This window comes from Plantactinospora sp. B5E13 (assembly GCF_039871775.1).
GTDB lineage: Bacteria > Actinomycetota > Actinomycetes > Mycobacteriales > Micromonosporaceae > Plantactinospora.
Map to the genome: position 1 here is coordinate 16,767 of NZ_JBDPLT010000004.1, position 22,305 is coordinate 39,071.

Here is a 22,305-nt window from a genome sequence, read left to right on the forward strand (position 1 = left end):
GATCCACCGCCACGCCCCACCGGCGCCGCCACCCGACCCCGGCCCACCGGCGCCGCCACCCGATCCCGGGCCGGTCCGGCGCCGCCACCCGATCCCGGGCCGGTCCGGTGTCGGCACCGTCACCCGCCGGACGGCCGTCCCAATCGCTTCACCGGCACCACGAGCCGCAGTGGGCCCGAAACGCCGGACCGGCTGCGTCCGGGTGATCCGGGCGAAGACTAGGGTTGTCAGGTGACCGACGAACCACCCCTGCGCCGTCGGGCCGCGCAACGCCGAGCAGGGGACGAGCCGCACAGCCTGCCGGCGCCCGCGCCGGTGCCCGAGACAGTGGGGCCCGACCCAACGCCCGGCGGGCCCGTACCGCTGCTCACACCCCGCGACGGCACCCCTGCCCCCGTCGAGACCTCCGCCGGCCTGGCCGAGGTGGTGGGCCGCTTCGCGACCGGCACCGGCCCGGTCGCGGTGGATGCCGAACGCGCGTCCGGATACCGCTACAGCCAACGCGCCTACCTGGTGCAGCTACGCCGGGCCGGTGCCGGCACGGTGTTGATCGACCCGCTGCCGCTGGGCGACCTGAGCACCCTCGACGAGGCGATCGCCGACACCGAGTGGGTGCTGCACGCCGCCAGCCAGGATCTCGCCTGCCTGGCCGACCTGGGCCTGCGGCCACGGCGGCTCTTCGACACCGAACTGGCCGCCCGGCTGGCCGGGTTCGAGCGGGTCGGCCTGGCCGCCCTGACCGAACAGCTGCTCGGCTTCACCCTGGAGAAACACCATTCCGCCGCCGACTGGTCCAGCCGGCCGCTACCGGAGTCCTGGCTGACCTACGCCGCGCTCGACGTCGAGATGCTCACCGAACTGCGGGACGCCCTGGCGCTGGAGTTGGAGCGGCAGGGCAAGGAGAAGTGGGCGGCCGAGGAGTTCGCCGCCCTGGTCGCCTGGGGCGCCCAGCCGGCGCGGCAGCGCCCTGACCCGTGGCGGCGTACCTCGGGGATCCACCGGGTCCGGGGGGCGCGGGCGCAGGCCCGGGTCCGGGCCATCTGGTACGCCCGGGACGAGATCGCGGCCCGCCGTGACTCGGCTCCCGGTCGGGTGCTGCCCGACGCGGCGATCATCGCGGCGGCCGAGATGGATCCCAAGGACGAGCGGACCCTGCTGATGCTGCCCGGCTTCGGTGGCCGTTCGGTACGCCGGCTCGCCCGGATCTGGCTGGAGGCGCTCGCCGAGGCGCGGCAACTCCCCGACGACGCGTTGCCGGTCGCCCCGACCGTCGACGGTCCGCCGCCGCCGCACCGGTGGGCGGAACGGGATCCGGTGGCGGCGGCCCGGCTGGCCCGCTGTCGGGAGGTGGTGACCCGGATCGCCACGGCGCACACCCTGCCACCGGAGAACCTGATCACCCCGGACTCGGTACGCCGGCTGGCCTGGATCCCGCCGGAGGAGATCACTCCGGAGACGGTCGCCGAGACGCTGCGCGGCTACGGCGCCCGGAGCTGGCAGGTGGGTCTGATCGCCGACGAGCTCGCGGTGGCGCTGGTCGGCCCGCCGGCCTGACCAGGGTGGGACGGCCGTTCCGCCGTCAGCGGATACGCTGACGGCGGTACGGGTCGGTCCCCGTCCGGCACGCCTCGTAGTCTCGGCACATCAATGAGCTGCGGCCACAGCTGTACCGGCTGCGGCCGGGCCGATACCAGGCCTACGCCTGGCGGGACGACGAGTCCGTCACGCTCGTCGACACCGGCGAGGCGGGTTCCGGGCCGGCGATCGCCGCCGGGCTCGCCGAACTCGGCCTGGTGCCTCGGCACGGCTGCGGGAAGCGGCTGACCGCGCCGTGCCGTGACGCCGATCCGACCGGGTGGGACGTACCCGCACCTACGCGGTCGGGTCCGGGCCGAGGACCTCGGTGCGCTTGCGGGCCCAGGCCAGCGAGTGCCGGATGCCGTCGGCGACGGAGAACTCCGGCTTCCAGTCGAGCAGGGCGCGGGCCCGGGTGCTGCGGGTGAACGAGCCGGCTCCGTCGCCCGGACGTGGCGGCGCCTCGCCGGTCCGCAGCGGGCCGGCCGCCTCGGTGAAGGCCGCGACGAGCTCCCGGACCGTGGTCCCCTCACCGGTGCCGAGGTTGATCACCTCGACCGGGCGGTCGCCGTCGGCGGGCAGGATCTCGTCGAACTTCAGCAGCGCCTGGACGTGCGCCCGGGCCAGGTCCCAGACGTGTACGTAGTCCCGGATGCCGGAGCCGTCCCGGGTGGGCCAGTCCGTTCCGGTGATCAGGAACTCCGCACCGTTCTCGTAGGCGCCGATCATCTTGCCGAGGGCGTGGGTCGGTCGGGCGGTCTGCAGCCCGGTCCGCAGCTTCGGGTCGGCGCCGATCGGGTTGAAGTAGCGCAGCGACAGCGCGCGCAGCGGGGTGGCCGTCGCGGCGTCGGCGAGGATCATCTCCATCACCGCCTTGGTACGCGCGTACGGGCTGGTCGGCGCGAGCGGCGAGTCCTCGTCGACGGAGAAGTCGTCGTTGGTCTGGTAGATCGAGGCCGACGAGCTGAAGACGTAGCGGTGCACCCCGTTGCGGAGCAGGTGCTCGATGAAGTCGATCGACTTGGCGACGTTCTCCCGGTAGTAACGCAGTGGCTCGGCCACCGACTCCGGTACGACGATCAGCGCCGCCGCGTGCACCACGGCACCGATCTCGGGGTGCTCGGCGAAGATCCGGTCCAGCAGTGGCCCGTCGGCGATGTCGCCCTGGTAGAAGATCCGTCCCCGGGTGAACTCGACCCGCCCGGTGACCAGGTTGTCCAGGATCACCGGCTCGATGCCGGCGTCCAGACAGGCCGACGCCACCGTGCTGCCGATGAAGCCGGCGCCTCCCGCGACCAGTACCTTCACGCCTGTTCCTCTCCGCCACGTCCTCGCGGTCCGTCCACGTTTCGCGGTCAACCTACCGGACCGTCCCGGCGGGCCGACCGGAGACGGTGTGGCCCGGACCACAGTGGCGGCGCGCCGCACGCTAGTTACCGGCTAGTAGCATCCGGGGTACACGCCCGTGCCGGCGACCGTGCTCCGGTCCGTGGTGCCGCCCGTCGGCGTCGAGGGTCGGCTCATGGTCGAGAAGGAGGCTCCAGTGCCCCGTGAAGTCCGGGACGTCGTCTTCGTCGACGGCGTCCGCACCCCGTTCGGCAAGGCGGGTGGCATGTACGCGCACACCCGCGCCGACGACCTGGTGATCCGCTGCATCCGCGAACTGCTGCGGCGCAACCCGCAGCTGCCGCCGGAGCGCGTTGACGAGGTGGCGATCGCCGCCACCACCCAGATCGGCGACCAGGGCCTCACCATCGGCCGGACCGCCGCCCTGCTCGCCGGGCTGCCGAAGACGGTCCCGGGCTACGCCATCGACCGGATGTGCGCCGGCGCGATGACCGCGGTCACCACCGTCGCCGGCGGCATCGCGATGGGCGCGTACGACGTGGCGATCGCCGGCGGCGTCGAGCACATGGGCCGGCACCCGATGGGTGAGGGCGTCGACCCCAACCCCCGGATCCTGGCCGAGAAGCTGGTCGACCCGTCCGCCCTGGTGATGGGCTCGACCGCGGAGAACCTGCACGACCGGGTCCCGCACATCACCCGGGAGCGGGCCGACGCGTACGCGCTCGCCTCGCAGGTCAAGACCGCCAAGGCGTACGCCAACGGCAAGCTGCAGCCCGACCTGGTGTCGGTCGCCACCCGGGACCCGGAGGCCGGCTGGGGACTGGCCACCGCCGACGAGGCGCCCCGGGACACCTCGATGGAGAAGCTGGCCACCCTGAAGACCCCGTTCCGCCCGCACGGCCGGGTCACCGCCGGCAACGCGGCCGGGCTCAACGACGGCGCCACCGCCAGCCTGCTCGCCGCCGAGGACGTGGCCCGGGAACTCGGGCTACCGGTCGCGATGCGGCTGGTCTCGTACGGCTTCGTCGGGGTGGAGCCGGAGGTGATGGGCGTCGGCCCGATCCCGTCCACCGAGAAGGCGCTGCGGATCGCCGGGCTGAGCATCGACGACATCGGCCTGTTCGAGCTGAACGAGGCGTTCGCGGTGCAGGTGCTCGCCTTCCTCGACCACTTCGGCATCAACGACGACGACCCCCGGGTCAACCCGTGGGGAGGGGCGATCGCCATCGGCCACCCGCTCGCCTCCTCCGGCGTACGGCTGATGACCCAGCTCGCCCGGCAGTTCGCCGAGCACCCCGAGGTGCGGTACGGGCTCACCGCGATGTGTATCGGCATCGGCATGGGCGGCACGGTCATCTGGGAAAACCCCAACTGGGAGGGTGAAGACAAATGAGTGCGCTCACCGCGCCGAACGAGGTCGTCACCAGGGCGCTGCTGCGGCTGGTGGCCGTACCCGGGCTGGACCGGCCGGCCGCGCTGATCACCCTCGACAACGGCTTCGACCACAAGAAGCCGAACACCTTCGGCCCGGCCGGGTTGGCCAGCCTGGACGCCGCGATCACCGAGGCGCTCGCCGCCGGGCCGGCGTTCGTGGCGGTGACCGGCAAGCCGTACATCTTCAGTGTCGGCGCCGACCTGACCGGCCTGCCGCTGATCGCGGACCGCGACCAGGCATTGGAGATCGGCCGGCTCGGACACCGGGTCTTCGCCCGACTGCGGGACAGCAGCGTGCCGACGTTCGCGTTCGTCAACGGCGCGGCGATGGGTGGCGGTCTGGAACTGGCCCTGCACTGCCACTACCGGACCCTCTCCTCCGGGGCGGCGGCACTGGCCCTGCCCGAGGTGTTCCTCGGGCTGGTCCCGGGCTGGGGCGGCACCCAGTTGCTGCCGAACCTGATCGGCATCGCCGGCGCCGCCCAGGTGGTGATCCAGAACCCGCTGACCCAGAACCGGATGCTCAAGCCGAAGCAGGCCGCCGAGCTGGGTATCGCCGACGTACTCCTCGAGCCGGCGGACTTCCTGGAGCGTTCGCTGGAGTGGGCGGCCGGGGTGGTCCGGGGTGAGGTTCAGGTGGCCCGGCCCGAGGTCGACCGGGAGATGTGGGACGGGGTGCTCTACTTCGCCCGCAAGCTGCTCGACGAGAAACTGCACGGGGCGGTCCCGTCCGCGTACCGGGCGTTGGACCTGCTGGCCCTGGCGAAGGACGCCGACTTCAACATTGGCACGGCCGCCGAGGACGAGGCGCTGGCCGATCTGATCTTCAGCCCGGAGCTGCGCAGCGGGCTCTACTCGTTCGACCTGGTGCAGCGGCGGGCCAAGCGGCCGGCCGGCGCCCCGGACAGGGCGTTGGCCCGGCCGGTGACCAAGGTCGGCGTGGTCGGTGCCGGCCTGATGGCCTCGCAGTTGGCGCTGCTCTTCGTCCGCCGGCTTCAGGTGCCGGTGGTGTTGACCGATCTGGACCAGACCCGGGTGGACAAGGGCGTGGCGTACGTGCACGCCGAGATCGACAAGCTGGTCGGCAAGGGCCGGCTGCCCGAGGGGACCGCCGCCAAGCTGCGCGGCCTGGTCAGCGGTTCGGTCGACAAGGGTGTCTTCGCCGACGCCGACTTCGTCATCGAGGCGGTCTTCGAGGACCTGGCGGTGAAGAAGCAGGTCTGGGCGGAGCTGGAGAAGATCGTCTCGCCGGAGACGGTACTCGCCACCAACACCTCGTCGCTGTCGGTCAGCGCGATGGCCGCCGACCTGGCACATCCGGAGCGGGTGGTCGGTTTCCACTTCTTCAACCCGGTCGCGGTGCTGCCGCTGCTGGAGATCGTCCGGGGCGAGCGGACCGACGAGGCCACCCTCGCGACCGCGTTCGCGGTCGGCCGGGAGCTGCGCAAGTCCTGCGTCCTGGTCGCCGACGCGCCGGCGTTCGTGGTGAACCGGCTGCTCACCCGCTTCCTCGGGGAGATCTTCGCGGCCGTGGACGCCGGCACCCCGCCGGAGGTCGCGGACAGCGCGCTGGACCCGCTCGGCCTGCCGATGCGCCCGTTGGCGTTGCTGCAGCTCGTCGGGCCGGCGGTGGCGTACCACGTCGGCGGCACCCTGCACGCGGCCTTCCCCGAGCGGTTCGGGGTCAGCGAGAACCTGCGCCGGATCGCCGAGTCCGGCCAGCCGCTGCTGGTCGACGACCAGCTCAACCCCGAGGTGGCCACGCTGCTGTCGATCGGCGACGCGCCGCTGACCGCCGAGCAGGTTCGGCAACGCGCGCTGGACGCGCTCGCCGAGGAGGTGCGGCTGATGCTCGACGAGGGTGTGGTCGCCGAACCGCAGGACATCGACCTCTGCATGATCCTCGGGGCCGGCTGGCCGTTCCACCTCGGCGGGATCACCCCGTACCTGGACCGGACCGGCACCTCGGAGCGGGTCACCGGGCGCCGCTTCCTGCCGCCGGGGGTCGCCACCCTGCCCGCCTGACGTTCCACCTTCCCCCACCCGGTCGCGGTGGTCGGGGCCCCGCCGGCGTGCGTCGCACACGCCGGACGAGGCGCCCGACCACCGCGACCGCGGTCTTTGTGGGGCACCGCGCTGGAGCACTGCCGTCGATCACTTCCGTGGATCACTGCAAACAATCTGCAAACGTTAACTGTTGCATTCTAGGAAACCGCTTTCCTACGATTGCGTCTCATTGATGTTTCGCTTTGGGGTCAGGCGGTCGCATATCGAGCGACGCCACTGCCGGTGTGCCGGCATCACGGCAGCACCCCTTCAAGGACGAAGGTGAGCGAGATGAGACACGCAGTCGCACTACGACTCCAGGTGGCGCTGGCCACGGCGGCCCTCGGGGCCGCGGTCGGCGTGGTGGCGCTGCCGACCCCGCAGGCGTCGGCCGCGGTCGGCGGCGTCACCGGCTACGCGACCCAGAACGGCGGGACCACCGGCGGCGCGGGCGGACAGACGGTACGGGCCAGCACCGGAACCGCGATCCACCAGGCCCTGTGCGGCCGGGCCAGCAGCAGCACCCCGATCATCATCGAGGTCTCGGGGACCATCAACCACGGCAACACCACCAAGGTGTCGGGCGACAGCTGCAACACCGCCGCCGACAGGATCGAACTCAAGGAGATCAGCAACGTCACGATCATCGGCGTCGGTGGCGGGGCGGTCTTCGACCAACTGGGCATCCACGTCCGCGACTCCAGCAACATCATCATCCAGAACGTGGCCGTCCGGAACGTCAAGAAGTCGGGTTCACCGACGTCCAACGGCGGTGACGCCATCGGCATGGAGAGCACCGTCCGCAACGTCTGGGTCGACCACGTCACCCTGGAGGCGTCGGGCGGGGAGTCGGAGGGATTCGACGGCCTCTTCGACCTGAAGGACAACGTCCAGTACGTCACCCTCTCCTACAGCATCCTGCGCAACTCCGGCCGGGGCGGCCTGGTCGGGTCCAGCGAGAGCGACCGCTCCAACGGCTTCATCACGTACCACCACAACCTGTACGAGAACATCGACTCCCGCACACCCCTGCTGCGCGGCGGCATCGCGCACATCTACAACAACCACTACGTGAGCCTGCACGAGTCCGGGATCAACTCGCGGGCCGGCGCCCGGGCCAGGGTGGACAACAACTACTTCCGGAACTCGAAGGACGTGCTGGGCACCTTCTACACCGACGAGGCCGGCTACTGGCAGGTCAACGGCAACATCTTCGACAACGTGACCTGGTCCTCCCCCGGCGACGACACCAACCCCGCCGGCCCGAACCCGCAGTCCAACACCACGGTCAGCATCCCGTACGCGTACAGCCTGGACGGGGCGAGCTGCGTGCCGAGCGTCGTCAGCCAGACCGCCGGCGCCAACAAGGGCCTGCAGGTCTCGAACGGCAACTGCGTACCGCAGACCCCGACCACGGGTCCGACCAACCCCACGCCCCGGCCCACCACGCCGGGACCGACCAACCCGACCACCCCGCCGCCGGCCGGCGGCACCAACCTCAGCCTCGGGGCCGGCGCCGACGGCTCCAGCAAGGCCAGCGGAACGAGCTACGGCAACGTGAAGGACGGCAACCTGGGCAGCTACTGGTCGCCGGCCGGTGCCACCGGTTACGTCTCGATCAAGTGGGGTTCCGCCACCACGGTCTCCAGGATCATCATCCGGGAGGCGTCCGGCGCCGCCGGTGCGATCGGCTCCTGGCGGGTCCTGAACGCGGACACCGGTGCGGTGCTGGCCTCCGGCAGCGGGGCGGGGGTCATCACCTTCCCGTCGACCTCGCTACGCAAGATCACCTTTGACATCACCGGTTCCAGCGGTACGCCGAGAGTCGCCGAGTTCGAGACGTACGCGGCATGACCACTCCCCTCGGGGCGGGCCGGCCCGCCCCGAGGGACGTGGCCCACCACCCGACGCGGCCGGCACGCGGTCACCGGCTCAGGCGCGCAGCTTGGCGGCCCGCCGTCGGGGCTTCGGCCGCCCGGCGGTGGCCGCCTGAGGAGCAACGGCCCCGCCCGCCTGGTACTGACGGGCCAGATCGGACTCCAGCGCGTCCAGCGCGGCACGCAACTCGCGCAGCCGTACCGTGAGATCGGCCGGTGGAATCGGGGCCGACGCCGCGCCGGCCGGTGGCACCGGGTCGGGCGTCGGCGGCCCGACCGGTACGGCGGGCGCCTCGGACGTGGGCCGCTCCGCCTGGTGGGCCTCCTCCAACGCCTTGATCACGATGCCGACCAGCAGGTTCGTCAGCAGGTACGACGCCACCACGACGTACGACGCGTAGTAGAGGATGCTCCACTCGGAGACCAGCCGGCCGGCCTCCAGGGTGTCGGTGATGCCGTCCAGCGAGAGCAGCAGGAACAGGGTGAGCATGGCCTGGCCGACGGTGCCGTACCGCTCCGGATAGGCCTCGCCGAAGGTTATCCAGCCCACCATCGCGTAGAGGTAGATGGTCAGCGTGGCGACCATCAGGAAGCCGCCCAGCCCGGGCAGGCTGCGCAGCACACCGCCGATGATGACCCGCAGCCCGGGGAAGAGCCGGACCGCCCGGACCACCCGGGCCAGGCGGAGCAGCCGCAGCAGGGTGACGTTCTCCCGGGCGCCGGGGACCAGCGACGCGGCGACGATCACCAGGTCGAAGACGTTCCAGCCGTCACGGAAGAACCGGCCCGGGGTGGTGAGCCGGGCACCGAACCGCAGCAGCAGTTCCACCGCGAACGCGGCGAAGCAGGCGTACTCGACGGCCAGCAGCGCGCCGCCGGCCCGGTCGACCACCCGGTCGTACGTCTCCAGCCCCAGCACCACCGCGTTGACGATGATCAGGCCGAAGGAGGCGGTGTGGAACCAGTCCGCCTCGACGATCCGCGTGCACCAGCCCGCCACCCGTGTCCCGACGCCAGCCGGAAGCTCCCTCACGCCGATCTCTCCCCTGTGGACGACATCTGCCGGCGGTCAGCGTAGTTCGCGGCCTACGTCCCGGTGTCGGGGCGGGCACCGGGCCGGAGGCACCGGGATCCGCACTCGGATCGGATGCCGAAGATCCGCACCCTGGATCAGACGCCGAACCAGGCGCGGCAGCCGTCCAGGCCCTCGACGGTCACGGCCGGCCGGGTGAGCTGGTGCCATCGCCGCAGAGTCAGCCGCAGCCGGTCGGAGACGACCGCCTCACCGTCACGCGCGTCGACCGAGATCCCGTCGTGTTCGTAGCCGAGCTTGCGTGACACGCCCTGCGAGGCATGGTTGTCCTGGAACACCTCGGTCAGGGCGGCGGTGGCGCCGAGATGCGCGAAGGCGAGGGTGAGCAGTCCCGCCCTCGCCTCCGTACCGTAGCCCCGGCCCTGATGCTCCACGCCGAGCCAGGCCGAGGTCGTCACCTGCCGCACCACCGGAAAGTCCCGGGCGCGCAACGTGACCACGCCGATCGGCTCGCCGGCCCGAAAGACGCCCAGCCCGAGCTGCCACGCCGCCACCTCCCACGAGGCGAGCCGGTCCCAGTGGGCCCGCAGGACGGACCGGGCCCGGTCGGCATACGTGCCGTCGGTCCACGGGGTCAGGAACGGCCGCTCGCCGGGCGCGTGCACACCCCGGCCCGCGAGGTCGGCCAGCTCGGCGAGTTCCTCCTCGCGGGGCAGACGTAGCCGCAGGTGCGGTGTGACGATGGTGAGGCCGTACAGGGGCCACAGGTCGGCGAGCATGTCCCGCATCCTGTCGGCGCAAGATCGGTCCGGGCAAGCGGAATACGTTCCCGTACCGACCACCGCGACAAAACGCGGCTCCGACGACCGCGGTCGAATACGCGGTCGGGCGAGGATGACCGCATGGAGATTCGTTTCGACCACGGCGACGAGCACGGGCGGGTGACGGTGGAAGTCGTCCCGAACACCGACCCGGTGACCATCGGCAAGGACGAACGGGATCACGGCATGCCGGTGTGTACCGCGTCTGTCGAGTTCAGTGCCCGTGGTTACCGGTCACTGCTGGGCTGGGTGCAACTGGTCCGCGAGCCCGGTACGACGGACCGGTTCGAGGTCGACCCGTTCGACCTGTTCGCCGACTCCAGCGCACCGTTCGCCTGGTACGGCTTCCGACCGGTGCTGTTCGACGCCCCCTCCCGCTGGCGATCCGGTGTGGTGCGGTGGCGGGCGCACACCTTCCTGACCATCGGCCCGTGGGACATCGACCGGCGGCTCGTCGTGCCGCTCGTCGGGTTCTCCTGGGGCTACCGTCAGGATCCGGAGGAGCCGCCGCGGCTGTCACCGCTACGGTTGCTCGGCCCGACGGACTGGGACAGCCATCGGGCCTACCTGGCCGAGAGGTACCCGACGTGGACATTCGGCGAGGGGAGCCCGCTCGCCGGGCAGCACTGACGGCTCCGATCCGGAGCGGACCGGCGCGGCGGACCCGCGACAACGTCAGCGGAGGTCACCACGACCGCTCCGGACGATCCGGCGCCGGATCCGCTCGACCCGCGCCTCGACAGCCTCTTGGCCGCCATCCCCGGCCCCGCCCGCCGGTTCGGCAGCGGGACAAAACGGTTGATCATGTCGTGGGTCGCTGGCAGGCTGGAGCGGTCCCCGGGGCTACGCCTCCCTGAAACGAGTCGCCCCGGTCGACAGGCCGACCATTGGCCGGACACACTGGACATCGGAGGTGATCGCGGTGCGCCGCTGCTCATGACAGCCCCACCCCGGGGCGTCACGGAGCCGAAAGGTGCCCGTATGAGCAGGACCGACAAGACCCGGCCCTGGTGGGTGAAGATCGCCGACCGCCCGATGGTGACCTGCCGACCCCGGCATGACCACCGGTTCGGGCCGTGCACGCTGCCTGGACGGGTCGACGCCGACAGTACAGCGACGGCCGGCCGGCCCACCAGCGGCTGTCACTGGACGGTGTCCGATCACCACGCCGACCTGCTGCACGACGGCTGCCGGAGTTGCACCGGCTACCACCTGCGGCGGGAGCAGCGCCGCCGCAGTCGCCACCAGATACGCCGTGAGCTGCGTACCCACCACGACGACTGACCGGCACGGTGGGGCCGGCCGGGCACCGGCCCCACCGTCTCCCGAGATCGGCCCACGACAAGGGGTCATTCGACGGACCAACCGGCCGACGGAGCCAGGCTGGACGACGCGGGCTGGTTCTCCGTACGGTGCGTCTACCGCGTCGGGTCCGCCCCCGGTACCCGGCCGTACGAGGAGCGGCTGTGCCTGTGGCGGGCCGAGGACTTCGACCAAGCGATCGAACTGGCGGAGGGTCATGAATCCCGGCCGACACCGCGTCAGCGACAGGTGGGGGCGACCGTGACCGCCCGCCCGTCACCGGCAAGGACCCGCCCGAGGTGCTCGCGCAGGCGTATGCGGACAAGCGGGACGAGCCCGGCGCTCCTGCTGTTTGATCGACTGGCTGACCCGCGCCTAGGGCACCGGGAGACCTTCGGCCGTACGCCCGAGATAGACCTCTTCGCCAGGGTCAGGGAGATCTCAACCGCACGAAGGCAGTCGCCGGCACTGAGCCGGTAAAGTGGCTGGCACAGCCAGGAATCTCGCGAACGGAAGACGGGTGGAACTACGCGACATCGAGATTTTCCTGGTGCTCGCTGAAGAGCTGCATTTCGGCCGAACCGCGCAGCGACTGCATGTCACCACGGCCCGGGTCAGCCAAGCGATCAAGCAACAGGAACGCCACCTCGGCGGACTGCTCTTCGACCGCTCCAGCCGTTCAGTCCGGCTCACCTCGCTCGGTGAACTGCTGCGCGACGACCTTCGGCCCGTTCACGCCGGCCTGCAGCACAGCATGGAACGGGCCCGGCGGTTCGCCCAGGGCATCATCGGTACGCTCCGCGTGGGCATGATCCCGTTCAACACGTACGATCTGCGTCCGTTCTGGGACACGTTCCGCCGCCGGCACCCGCAGTGGTCGTTGCAGATCCGCCGCACTTCGTTCGTCGACCCGTTCGCCGCACTGCGCGCCGGAGAGCATGACATCCTCGTCGCGTGGCTGCCCGTCGACGAAACCGACCTCACGGTGGGGCCGGTCCTGTTCAGCGACCAACGAATCCTCGCCGTGTCAGCCGACCACGAGCTCGCTCAACGATCGTCCGTGTCGGTGGAGATGCTCGCTGATTTCCCGAACGGGATGGGTGAGGGCTTACCGGATTACTGGGAAGATTCGTATCTGCCGTTCCAGAGCCCGCGCGGCCGTACGATCGCGCGGAGCGCGTTCGTGACCAGCAGCGATGACCTCATCCACCATGTCGCCCTCGGCGACATGGTCCAGGTCTTCCCCGTCCACGTGACCGACCACTGGGCCATGCCGGACGTGCGGTGGCTGCCCATCACCGACCTGACCCGCCTGCACTACGCCTTGGTGTGGCGCACCGAGACCGAAAACGAAATCATCCGGGCAATGGCCCGAATCGTCAACGATCTTGGTCCGCTGCTGCGTTAGAGCACCATGCAGAACGGCTTGTCCCCATGTGCGGTAGATCTCCGGTCCACTAACCGTGCGTCGTACTTCGGGAATTCGGTGAGGCGTCCGCGCCATCGCTCGCCGGCCAGCTCGGCGACGTGATCGCCGCGCAGTCCGGTTACAGCCTGGCGACGCGGCGGCGCCCCGCAACGGTCTCTGCGGTCCACACAGCCCAGGTGATCCGACATCATCGGAGCCGTTCGAGCACCTCGTCGGTGGTGACGACCTCGCCGAACCGGGGCAGGACCACCGTCAGTGCGTGCTCATGCTCGCCGGCTGTCATGCCGCTCATCGCATCGGATGCGAAGATGACCTCGAACCCGTGATCGGATGCGGCGCGCGCGGTCGACTCGACGCCCATCGTCGTGGCAAGACCGGTCATGACCACCGTGTCCACACCGCGCTCCCGCAGCCGGTCGGCCAGGTCCGTGCCATGGAACGCGCCGATGGTGTGCTTCACAACGGCGATGTCGCCAGGCTGCGGCTGCATCTCCGGGACGAACCCGCTGCCGGGTGGCTGCTCGGCGACGCCCGGCCGATCCACCCGGACCAGTACCACGGTGCCGCCAGCCCGGCGGAACGCTGTCACCAGACGGCTTGCCCGGGCCACCACGTCGGCGCCCTTGTGGGGACCCATGTCCTGCTCGACGATACGCGGCATCAGGTCCACAACGATCAGCGCGGTACGTCCGGCGGCGAGCGGCTTGGTAAGGGGTGAAGGCACTCTGTGACCCTAACAGCCCGGCAGACCCAGGAGCACCACCACCCACGCCGCGGCCGAACGGTGAAGCAACCTCGCCAGCCAAAATGACCTCCACCCGGCCGGCACGGATGCCTCACCGAATCTTCCGAGTCCACATAGCGTTACGACCCGCGGTTTCGGCGCAGACGGCCGGTGGTGCGGCCGAGGCAGGTTCTCGGCCAGCGCCAGGAGATTCCGATGTCCCGCGACTCCATGTCCGATCGTCAACCCATGGCTTAACGGAGCGTTGCTGAGGTCCTCGTTGATCCGGGGCTTGCCGTGACGGAGGCTCTTGCAGGCCAGCAACATCCACCGATGGGCCGGGAGAACCGGCTGTGGGCACCGTGGTTCGCCAACGTGCGTGGGCGCACCGGGTCAGCCGGATGGCCTCGCTGCACCCGGGACGGTCGTCCTGTGACGAAAGGAATCAGATGGACATGTCAGGCAGCGCCGCGTCGCGGGTGTGGTTCATCACCGGGGCCAGCCGTGGCCTCGGCCGCGCCTTCACCGAGGCGGCTCTCGCCACCGGTGACCGGGTGGTCGGCGCGGCCCGCGATGTCTCGCCGCTGGACGAGCTCGCCGCCCAGCACCCGGGCCGCCTGCTGGCGTTGCGATTGGATGTCACGGACCGTGCCGCGGTTGTCGAGGTGGTCGCCCACGCGGTTCGGCACTTTGGCCGGCTCGACGTCGTCGTGAACAACGCCGGCGCGTTGTTCGCCGGGATGGTCGAGGAGTTCACCGAAGCCGAGGCACGCGCACAACTGAACCTCAACTTCTTCGGCGCGATGTGGGTCAGCCAGGCCGTGCTGCCGTACCTGCGTGCCCAGGGCAGTGGACACATCGTCCAGATCTCCAGCATCGGCGCGCTCGGCGGCTTCCCCAGCACCGGGCTCTACAGCGCGAGCAAGTTCGCGTTGGAAGGCATGAGCGAAGCGCTGGCCGCCGAGGCTGCCGGGTTCGGCGTGAAGGTCACGATCGTCCAGCCGGGAGGCTACTGGACGGACCTGTACACCAGCAGCAGGGCGACCACCCCGGATCCCGCGTACGATTCGCTGCGCGAGGAGTTGGCGAAACAGTGGGCGGAAGGGTCGATCGACAGCGAGCCACGGCTGGCCGCCGAGGCGCTGATGACCCTGGTCGCCAGTGACGACCCGCCGCTGCGGCTGCTGCTGGGCAGCATGGTCTACGACCTCGCGATCGACATCTCCCGGCGGCGGATGGACACCTGGGCCGGCTGGGAACAGGTCAGTCGCGCCGCCGAGAAGGCGGTCCCGGCGCCGGCCACCGAGCAGGCCTGACGATTGACCTTGGAGGGGAGGTCATGTCTCGTCAATCCACGATCATTGTGGCCGACAGCGTGTTGGACGCCGATGACAGTGGGGGGGCTCGGCCGTGCCGTCGTCTACCTGAACGGCGCTCATGCCGACCAGCGGCCCGTGATCGCCGAGCTGGGTACCGGCTTCCGGCACATCACCTACGACCAGCGGGCCCGAGGCGAGTCAGGACGATCGGCGGACTTCTCCTTCGTGGCAATGCTGCACGACCTCGACGCCGTCCCGGAGGCAACCGAGGTGCGGCGACCGCTGCTGGTCGGCTGATCCTACGGTGCGGCGCTCGCGGCTCACCGGGCCCGGCGAAGCCCGGACCGTGTCGCCGGGTCGGTGTACGTCGACGGCGCGATGCCGTACGGCTTGACCGGCGAGGAGGGTCGCGAGCGGATCTGAGAACCGCTCCGCAGGATGCGGTGGTTGATGCCGCGGTCGCGCCCGCTGGGCCTGGCCGCAGGATGACCGTCGACGAGCACGCCGACGTCAAATCGAGCTCAACGAGCTCAGCGCCGCGATGGCTCCGGTCCTCGACCGCATCACGTGCCCGGCCCGGTACGTCCCGGCCACCACCGGCAACCTCGGCGCGGGCGACTCAGCCCTTTCCGGGCGCGCACGTCAGCAAAGGGCTGGTGAGCAGTGCGCCGGCAATTCAGCGACACCCCGAAGGGCCCATCGATATGAAGCATCACGATCCCACCACCGCCGCAAGAGCCATGCCCGGCCGGGTCGCGGGCGGACGCGACGAAGACCGGCAAGCGAGAGGGCCGACACCGGACGCCCACGTGGTCATTGTGGGGGCCGGCCCGACCGGCCTCATGCTGGCCAACGAACTACGTCTGGCCGGTGTGCGCCCACTGGTGTTGGAGCGGCAGCCGAGCCGCCGGGACACCCCCAAGGCCGGTGGTCTCGGCGGGCAGATCCTGCAGTTGCTGCGTTACCGAGGCTTGCTGGAACGATTCGAAGCAGCCTGTACCGGCCCTGTTCCGGCGCCCCGGTTCCCGTTCGGCGGTGTGCATCTGGACCTCACCCAGCTTGCCGATCCCCCGATGCACGCCCTGCCACTGCCGCAGCAGCAGCTTGAGCAGCTGCTCGACGAACGCGCCGCCGAACTCGGGGTCGACCTCCGCCGCGGACACGAGGTAACCGCGGTGAGCCAGGACCACGCCGCGGTATCCGTTGACGTGCGGGGACCGGACGGGCCGTACCGGGTGTCCACCCGCTACCTCGTCGGATGCGACGGCGCGCGCAGCCGGGTCCGTGACTGGGCCGGCATCCCGTTCCCCGGCACCACCTATCCCGAGGTCAACCGGCTGGCCCAGGTCACCCTGCCCGAAACCGTGAACGTGCTCGACAACGGCGATCTCGATGTCCCCGGTTTCGGCACGATCCACGCGGGCTTCACCCGAACCGGTCACGGTCTGCTCGGCGTCGGCTCATCGCCGACCTCCACAGTCGTCTCCCTCTACACCGTCGAAGACGAGACCGTCGAATACGACGACGACACACCGATGACCGTCACCGAGCTGCAGGACAGCGTCCGCCGGGTCCTCGGTGTGGATCTGCCAGTGGCAGATCCGATCCGGCTCTCGCGGTTCACATTCAAGGCCCGGCAGGCCGAACGGTACCGTGACGGGCGGATCATGCTCGCCGGCGATGCCGCACACCTGTTCCCCGCCACCGGCGTGGCCCTCAACGCCGGCATGCTCGACGCGGTCAACCTGGCCTGGAAACTGGCCGCCGACATCCACGGCTGGGCCCCGGCCGGCCTGCTGGACACCTACCACAGCGAACGCCACCTCGCCGGCGCCCGCACCATGCTGCACACCCGAGCCCAGGTGGCACTGCGGCGCGGGCACGACCCAGCCGCCGAAGCGCTCCGGCAAGTCTTCCAGGAGCTACTCACCGACGAGCAGCCGTTGCGCCGGATGGGAGCGCTCGTCGCCGGCACCGACATCCGCTACCCGATGTCCGGCCCCCACCACCACTCGTCAGCCGGCACCTTCACACCCGACCTCACCCTGCACACCAACCGGGGCATCACCAGCGTCGGAGAACTCATGCACCCCGCACGGCCCGTCCTGCTCGACCTCGCCGACCGTCCAGACCTGCGCCAGATCGCCCACGTCTGGCACCAGCGCGTCGACATCCACACCGGCACAACCGACCAGCGGCCGGCCGACGCACTGCTGATCCGCCCGGACGCCCACATCGCCTGGGCCGCAGCCATCGACGAACCCGCCGACACCGCCGCGCCCGCACTGCAAGCAGCGCTCACCGCCTGGTTCGGCCCCTGAGACGACCCCGCCGACGCGTCCGCAGTGGAGAGACAGGGTCAGCTGCACGGCCCTGTCGTCCGTCGCGCTGCTCTTTCCCATCCGCAACCTACGTCACCTACCGAGGACCATCGACGAGAGGACCCGACTGTGCTGACGATCCGCCCAGCCCGGCCCGAAGAGCTGCCCGCCCTGACGGCATACCCGAACGACGACGAACGCAACGCCGCGACCGCGGCGTATCTGGCCGGGTTGCTCGACAGCGGCTGCACCCAGCCGGGCTGGTGTCTGGTGGCCGAGCGGGACGGTGCTCTCGTCGGCAACGTCGTGCTGTGGACGGTCCCCGGCAGCCCGACGCCGATGGATCTCGTGCTGTGGGAGCCCGGTGACGATCAGACCGGCGCGGCCCTGTTGGCTCGTGCCGCCGAGCTGGCCCGCTCGCTGGACGCCCGGACCCAGGGACACGTGCTGGACACGCCGAGCCAGGCCCCCCAGTTCCAGCGCGACCCGCAACGGCGTGAGCAGCTGCTCGCCGGCCACGGGTTCTCGGTCGTCCGCGACGGCTGCCGGTTCCTCTGGCAGACCGGCGCTCCACTGCCCGCCCAGGACGAGCGGCTGCACTGGCGATCGCTGGCCGAGCTGGATGAGGAGCCGTTCGTCGCCCTGCTCGCCGACGCGTTCTCCGACACCAGGGACTCGATCTTTCTCGCCGAGATCGCCTCGCACGGCCTGCGCGGAGCGGCCGAGCGCAATCTCGCCGACATGCTGGAGATGGACCACAAGCCCGAATGGTTCGAGATCGGCTACGACCGGGAGGATCGGCCCGTAGCGGTCAGCCTGCCCGCCCGCACCCCCAGCTCCGCCGTGATCGGCCTGGTCGCGGTCGCGACGGCCGGCCGCGGTCACGGCTACGCCACCGCGGTGGTCGCCCGCGGGACCCGAATCCTGATCGCCGACGGAGCCACCGAGATCCGCGGTGACTGCGACGCGGGCAATATCGCCATGTTCAAGGCGTTCCAGCGGGCGGGATACCGCAACTTCGCCAGCCGCAGGATGTTCAGCCGTCCGTTGTAGACCCGGGAGCGGATTCGCCGTCCGCGTGCCGGTTCCAGAGCGCCGGCACGCGCGGCGGGCAGCGTGATCCGCACCGCCTGGTCAGCGGTCGCCTCGTCGACCTGCTCAGCGGTGCTGAGCAGGCGGAGACAGACCGGCTCGGTGCACCACGCCAGGCGACGGTCAGCACTCGGGCGGGCGAGGCGCGGAGCAGGAGAGGATAACCCTCGACCGCGCTGCCCCCGTACTCGGAGACTGACGGTGATTGCCGAATCAGGCCAACCGCCGGATCAGGTCGACGGCCAGCGTCGCGACCGCCAGGGTCAGGAACACACCCAGGATGCCGAACTCGTGGTACCGCGCCCGCAGGTGCACCACGACCGCGCCGACGAAGAACAGCACCAGTGCCCCGGCCGAGACCGTGCCGACGACCGGGAACGCAAAGCCGACGAGCAGCCCGAGGGCGCCGGCCGCCTTGAGGACGCCCAACGGCACCATCCACGACAGCGGCACCAGTCCGCGTCGCATCGCGGCAACGACCCGCTCGTGCCGGGCGAAGTCCAGGCAGGCCGAGAAAAGGTTGGCGACCGCGGTCATCACGGTCACGGCGACATAGGCAGTGTCCACAACTCCTCCATCCAGGCACGACAGCTTGGTGGGATCGGAGACCGGAGAGCTGCCCCTGATTTCCCACCCCGACATCCCGACCGTTCCGGACCGCCGGATGTGACATCGCGGGAGAAGGGCTGTGGTGGTGAAGATCGTCCTACCGGCCGATCGGCCGGACCCGTAAGCTCCCCCAGAGCCGGCCGTACGGATGACCGGCGGTGGGCCGGGATCGAGAGGACGTACGACAGGCAAGGAGCGACGAGTGCCCCTCCCACAGCTTCGCCGGGTCCGCTGGGCCGTCCGCGCCACCCTGACCCTCGGGGTGGCCGCCTCGGTGGTCGCCAACGTCCTGCACGCACAGGACAACCCGATCAGTCAGGCGATCGCCGCGTGGCCGCCACTGGCCCTGCTGCTCACCGTGGAACTGATCTCCCGGGTGCCGGTGCACCGCCGGTCACTGGCCGTCGCCCGCTGGGTGGCCACCGCCACCATCGCCGGGATCGCCGCCTGGGTGTCGTACTGGCACATGGTCGGCGTCGCCGCCCGGTACGGCGAGACCGGCGCCTCGCCGTACCTGCTGCCGCTCTCGGTCGACGGCCTGATCGTCGTGGCCAGCATTTGCCTGGTCGAATTGGGTGGCCGGATCTCCGCCGCCCAGGCCGAGCAGGCCGCCCGGACCCAGTTGGCCGCCCCGGCCGAACAGCCTCAGCAGGCTGCGGGCGCGACCGGGTCGACGCCGGCCCGGAGGACCACCCGGGCGACGCCCACCACACCCGTCGCCACGTCAACCACGACCGCCGAGCCGACACCACCCGTCGTACCGACGGGGGTGACCGCCGAAGCCGGCACCGCCCGCACGGGCCTGGTCACCGGTCCCACCCGCTCCGACCGGTCGGACGGCACAGCGGAGGCCGCTCCCGCCTCGACGAGGAAACGGGCCCCGGCGAGCGGCCGGTCCACGAAGTCCGCGCCCCGCCCCCGGCGGCCGATCACCGAGACGGCCGCGCTGGCCGCCGAGATCCAGGCGAACCGTCCCGAGGCGAGCGACGCCGACGTGGCACAGGAGCTGGGCATCACCACCGCCCGGCTCCGGGCGATCCGACGGGAGGTCCGCGAACTGGAGCCGGCCGCCTGAGGGTGTACGCAGGACCGGGCCGGCCCCGGCTGGGCGACGGGACGGCGGGCGCGGGCGGGACGGCGGGCGAGAGCCGGTCGGCAACGCCCGTGGTCCGGGGCGCCCGCCGCGTCCAGCAGGAACCCCAACACGTCCCAATACCTGTCCAGGTCGGCCTGTGTCTCATGCTCGCTGAGCACGTCATAGGGCCGCGCCGCAGGGGATCGCAGCTCTTCCACAAGGCCCGGGGACACCCGGGCAAGCGAACCGAGAATGCTCATGGGACCTTTCCTCGGGCCGGGCGGCCCTGAGCGTACCGGGTGGTCAATACCGAATCACTCGTTCATGCCTGGGGCGTCGCGGTGGGCGCACCCGCGGCCGGGGCCGTCGGTACGGTCGGGGTCACCGGCACGGTCGTCGCCGCCGGCCCGGTGGTGACCACCGCCGAGGCGGCGACCACCGGGGTGGCCTCGGCCGCCGGCAACGTCACGGTCACCTCCAGCCCGCCCCCGTCCTGGGCGGTCGCGCTGACCGTGCCGCCGTGCGCGTCGCAGACGGCCCGGACGATCGACAGCCCCAGACCGGATCCCCGGGCGCCGGTCCGCTCCCGACCGCCGCGCCGGAACGCCTCGAAGAGCCCCGGTACGTCCGCCTGCTCCACCTCGAAACCGGTGTTCCCGACCACCAGCCACGCCTGCTCGGCGTTCGAACCGGTCCGTACCCAGATCCGGCCGTTGAGATGGTTGTAGCGGACCGCGTTCTCGACGAGGTTGCCGGCCAGCCGTTCCAGCAGCCCCGGATCGCCGACGACCGGGGCCGGCGCCAACGCGGTGTCGATCGCCAACCGCAACCGGGTCGTCTCGGCCCGTACCGCCGACAGCGCCGCACTGGCACCGGCCGCGAGGTCGGTCGGCGCCTTGCGGGCCAGCCGACGCCCGGACTGAGCCTCGCTGCGGGCCAGTACGAGCAGCGCGTCGACCAGGTTGTTGGCCCGTTCGGAGGCGTCCCGGACCACGGTCGCCATCCGGCGGTACTCCGCCACGTCCGCCTCGTCGTCGGCCATCGTCACGTCGATCTCGGTCCGCATCACCGCCAGCGGGGTACGCAACTCGTGCGAGGCGTTCGCGACGAACCGTTTCTGCGCCTCGAAGGCGTCGCCGATCCGGTCCAGCATCGCGTCGAAGGTGGCCGCCAGCTCGGCCACCTCGTCGTCGGCGCCGGAGTAGCGGATCCGCTGGTCCAGAGTGGCCTCGCCGAGCCGGCGGGCGGTCGAGGTGACCTGGTGCAGCGGGCGCAACGCCCGACCGGCCACCGCGTACGCCCCGGCGACCCCGACGATGCTGATCGCCAGCAACGCCACCAGCCCCTTGGCCAGCAGTTCCCGGGACTGGGCTTCGAGCAGCTGCTCCTGCCACAGCCGGGCGTCCAGCGACCGCCCGTCGGTCAACTCCACGACGGTGCCCGGTTTCAGCTGGTCGGTCGGGCGCAGCGCGTCGCCGACCAGCAGCCAGGCGAGCAGCAGCAGGATCGCCCCGGCACCGATCAGCAGTACGCCGTTGAGCAGGGTCAGCCGCAGCCGCAGCGTCGGGCGGACCCGGGGGCGGCGACGAGTCAGATAGACGGTCACGCGTTCACCTGGCCGGGGAGGTACGGATCGGGCACCCGGTAGCCGGCACCGACCACCGTCTCGATCAGCGGCGGATCACCGAGCTTCTTCCGCAACGTCATCACGGTTACCCGGACCGTGGTGGTGAACGGGTCGGTGTTCGCGTCCCAGACCCGCTCCAGCAGTTCCTCGCTGGAGACCACCGCGCCCCGCGCCTTGAGCAGTTCCTCCAGCACCCCGAACTCCTTACGGGTCAGATCCACCACCGCACCCCGTCGGGTCGCGACCCGACGGGCCGGGTCGACCACCAGGTCGGCGACACTGAGCACCGGCGGCGCCGCCGGGGTGGCCCGGCGGCCGAGCGCCTGCACCCGGGCGACCAGTTCGTCGAAGGCGAACGGTTTCGGCAGGTAGTCGTCGGCGCCGAGCTGCAGGCCCTCCACCCGGTCCGCCACCGTGCCGCTGGCGGTCAGCATCAGCACCCGGGTCAGCGCCCCCGAGGTGACCAGGTCGGCACAGATCTGGTCACCGTGGATACCCGGCAGGTCCCGGTCCAGCACCACCACGTCGTACCGGGTGACGAACGCCATCTCGTGCCCGGCCGACCCGTCGTAGGCGACGTCCACCGCCATCCCCTTGCGGCGTAGCCCCCGCACGATCGCGTCCGCCAGGTTGCGCTCGTCCTCCACCACCAGCACCCGCACCATGACCTCCCC

General features: G+C 71.0%; 18 protein-coding genes and 1 pseudogene. 12 read left to right on the top strand and 7 right to left on the bottom strand.

Annotated elements, in window-relative coordinates; genetic code table 11:
• Positions 1-231: 231 nt before the first annotated feature.
• Complete coding sequence (locus tag ABGB05_RS05260) at positions 232-1,554, top strand: ribonuclease D (protein WP_347652000.1); 1,323 nt, start codon at positions 232-234, stop codon at positions 1,552-1,554.
• A gap of 318 nt (positions 1,555-1,872) precedes the next feature.
• On the opposite strand, the gene galE is transcribed toward ABGB05_RS05260, so the two are convergent.
• Entirely contained in the window at positions 1,873-2,883 is a 1,011-nt protein-coding gene (gene galE / locus ABGB05_RS05265; RefSeq protein WP_347652002.1) for a UDP-glucose 4-epimerase GalE, read from the bottom strand.
• 235 nt (positions 2,884-3,118) lie between these two features.
• On the opposite strand from galE, the gene ABGB05_RS05270 reads away from it, so the two are divergent.
• The 3 genes from ABGB05_RS05270 (at position 3,119) to ABGB05_RS05280 (ending at position 8,256) form a co-directional block, all read left to right on the top strand.
• On the top strand, positions 3,119-4,315 hold the full coding sequence (locus ABGB05_RS05270) for an acetyl-CoA C-acyltransferase (protein WP_347652003.1): 1,197 nt from the start codon (positions 3,119-3,121) through the stop codon (positions 4,313-4,315).
• Positions 4,312-6,381, top strand: a complete 2,070-nt coding sequence (locus ABGB05_RS05275; protein WP_347652004.1) for a 3-hydroxyacyl-CoA dehydrogenase NAD-binding domain-containing protein — start codon at positions 4,312-4,314, stop codon at positions 6,379-6,381. The genes ABGB05_RS05270 and ABGB05_RS05275 overlap by 4 nt, the downstream gene beginning before the upstream one ends.
• Positions 6,382-6,693: 312 nt before the next feature.
• A complete protein-coding gene (locus ABGB05_RS05280) occupies positions 6,694-8,256 on the top strand; it encodes a pectate lyase (protein ID WP_347652005.1) in 1,563 nt (520 codons plus the stop codon).
• 78 nt (positions 8,257-8,334) lie between these two features.
• Here ABGB05_RS05280 and ABGB05_RS05285 read toward each other — a convergent pair whose 3' ends face one another.
• Both ABGB05_RS05285 and ABGB05_RS05290 read right to left on the bottom strand, forming a co-directional pair.
• The gene (locus ABGB05_RS05285; RefSeq protein ID WP_347652006.1) at positions 8,335-9,312 is read right to left on the bottom strand and encodes an ion transporter; all 978 of its coding nucleotides are present in this window, start codon (positions 9,310-9,312) and stop codon (positions 8,335-8,337) included.
• Between the two features lie 137 nt (positions 9,313-9,449).
• Complete coding sequence (locus tag ABGB05_RS05290; RefSeq protein ID WP_347652007.1) at positions 9,450-10,091, bottom strand: GNAT family protein; 642 nt, start codon at positions 10,089-10,091, stop codon at positions 9,450-9,452.
• A 123-nt stretch (positions 10,092-10,214) separates the two neighbouring features.
• Here ABGB05_RS05290 and ABGB05_RS05295 point away from each other — a divergent pair, with 123 nt between their 5' ends.
• From ABGB05_RS05295 to ABGB05_RS05305, 3 genes are all read left to right on the top strand, one after another.
• Entirely contained in the window at positions 10,215-10,763 is a 549-nt protein-coding gene (locus ABGB05_RS05295; RefSeq protein ID WP_347652008.1) for a hypothetical protein, read from the top strand.
• Positions 10,764-11,114: 351 nt separating this feature from the next.
• A complete protein-coding gene (locus ABGB05_RS05300) occupies positions 11,115-11,417 on the top strand; it encodes a hypothetical protein (protein ID WP_347652009.1) in 303 nt (100 codons plus the stop codon).
• Between the two features lie 538 nt (positions 11,418-11,955).
• A complete protein-coding gene (locus tag ABGB05_RS05305) occupies positions 11,956-12,843 on the top strand; it encodes a LysR family transcriptional regulator (RefSeq protein WP_347652010.1) in 888 nt (295 codons plus the stop codon).
• Positions 12,844-13,051: 208 nt separating this feature from the next.
• On the opposite strand, the gene ABGB05_RS05310 is transcribed toward ABGB05_RS05305, so the two are convergent.
• The gene (locus tag ABGB05_RS05310) at positions 13,052-13,588 is read right to left on the bottom strand and encodes an isochorismatase family protein (RefSeq protein ID WP_347652011.1); all 537 of its coding nucleotides are present in this window, start codon (positions 13,586-13,588) and stop codon (positions 13,052-13,054) included.
• Positions 13,589-14,037: 449 nt separating this feature from the next.
• Here ABGB05_RS05310 and ABGB05_RS05315 point away from each other — a divergent pair, with 449 nt between their 5' ends.
• The 4 genes from ABGB05_RS05315 to ABGB05_RS05330 all read left to right on the top strand — a co-directional run bounded on the left by ABGB05_RS05315 (position 14,038) and on the right by ABGB05_RS05330 (position 18,281).
• Positions 14,038-14,904 carry an SDR family oxidoreductase gene (locus ABGB05_RS05315; protein ID WP_347652013.1) on the top strand — a complete coding sequence of 289 codons (867 nt, stop codon included), beginning with the start codon at positions 14,038-14,040 and terminating at the stop codon, positions 14,902-14,904.
• 72 nt (positions 14,905-14,976) lie between these two features.
• Positions 14,977-15,204 carry a hypothetical protein gene (locus ABGB05_RS05320; RefSeq protein ID WP_347652014.1) on the top strand — a complete coding sequence of 76 codons (228 nt, stop codon included), beginning with the start codon at positions 14,977-14,979 and terminating at the stop codon, positions 15,202-15,204.
• A gap of 512 nt (positions 15,205-15,716) precedes the next feature.
• Positions 15,717-17,228 carry an FAD-dependent monooxygenase gene (locus ABGB05_RS05325; RefSeq protein WP_347652015.1) on the top strand — a complete coding sequence of 504 codons (1,512 nt, stop codon included), beginning with the start codon at positions 15,717-15,719 and terminating at the stop codon, positions 17,226-17,228.
• A gap of 129 nt (positions 17,229-17,357) precedes the next feature.
• Positions 17,358-18,281 (top strand): GNAT family N-acetyltransferase, encoded by a 924-nt coding sequence (locus tag ABGB05_RS05330; RefSeq protein ID WP_347652016.1) that lies wholly within the window; start codon positions 17,358-17,360, stop codon positions 18,279-18,281.
• A 252-nt stretch (positions 18,282-18,533) separates the two neighbouring features.
• On the opposite strand, the gene ABGB05_RS05335 is transcribed toward ABGB05_RS05330, so the two are convergent.
• Positions 18,534-18,887, bottom strand: a complete 354-nt coding sequence (locus tag ABGB05_RS05335; protein ID WP_347652017.1) for a DoxX family protein — start codon at positions 18,885-18,887, stop codon at positions 18,534-18,536.
• 244 nt (positions 18,888-19,131) lie between these two features.
• Between ABGB05_RS05335 and ABGB05_RS05340 the strand changes: the two genes are divergently transcribed.
• The gene (locus tag ABGB05_RS05340; RefSeq protein ID WP_347652018.1) at positions 19,132-20,004 is read left to right on the top strand and encodes a DUF2637 domain-containing protein; all 873 of its coding nucleotides are present in this window, start codon (positions 19,132-19,134) and stop codon (positions 20,002-20,004) included.
• A 448-nt stretch (positions 20,005-20,452) separates the two neighbouring features.
• On the opposite strand, the pseudogene ABGB05_RS05345 reads toward ABGB05_RS05340, so the two are convergent.
• Together ABGB05_RS05345 and ABGB05_RS05350 are read right to left on the bottom strand one after the other, a co-directional pair.
• A pseudogene (locus ABGB05_RS05345) lies at positions 20,453-21,598 on the bottom strand (HAMP domain-containing sensor histidine kinase); the annotation flags it as partial.
• A gap of 8 nt (positions 21,599-21,606) precedes the next feature.
• Positions 21,607-22,293, bottom strand: coding sequence for a response regulator transcription factor (locus ABGB05_RS05350; RefSeq protein ID WP_347652233.1), 687 nt, complete (start codon positions 22,291-22,293; stop codon positions 21,607-21,609).
• Between the last annotated feature and the right edge of the window lie 12 nt (positions 22,294-22,305).

Coding starts and splice junctions, on each gene's coding strand:
- ABGB05_RS05315 (WP_347652013.1), top strand. CDS start 14,038: ATGGACATGTCAGGCAGCGCCGCGTCGCGGGTGTGGTTCATCACCGGG.
- ABGB05_RS05300 (WP_347652009.1), top strand. CDS start 11,115: ATGAGCAGGACCGACAAGACCCGGCCCTGGTGGGTGAAGATCGCCGAC.
- ABGB05_RS05290 (WP_347652007.1), bottom strand. CDS start 10,091: ATGCTCGCCGACCTGTGGCCCCTGTACGGCCTCACCATCGTCACACCG.
- ABGB05_RS05280 (WP_347652005.1), top strand. CDS start 6,694: ATGAGACACGCAGTCGCACTACGACTCCAGGTGGCGCTGGCCACGGCG.
- ABGB05_RS05275 (WP_347652004.1), top strand. CDS start 4,312: ATGAGTGCGCTCACCGCGCCGAACGAGGTCGTCACCAGGGCGCTGCTG.
- ABGB05_RS05320 (WP_347652014.1), top strand. CDS start 14,977: ATGACAGTGGGGGGGCTCGGCCGTGCCGTCGTCTACCTGAACGGCGCT.
- ABGB05_RS05295 (WP_347652008.1), top strand. CDS start 10,215: ATGGAGATTCGTTTCGACCACGGCGACGAGCACGGGCGGGTGACGGTG.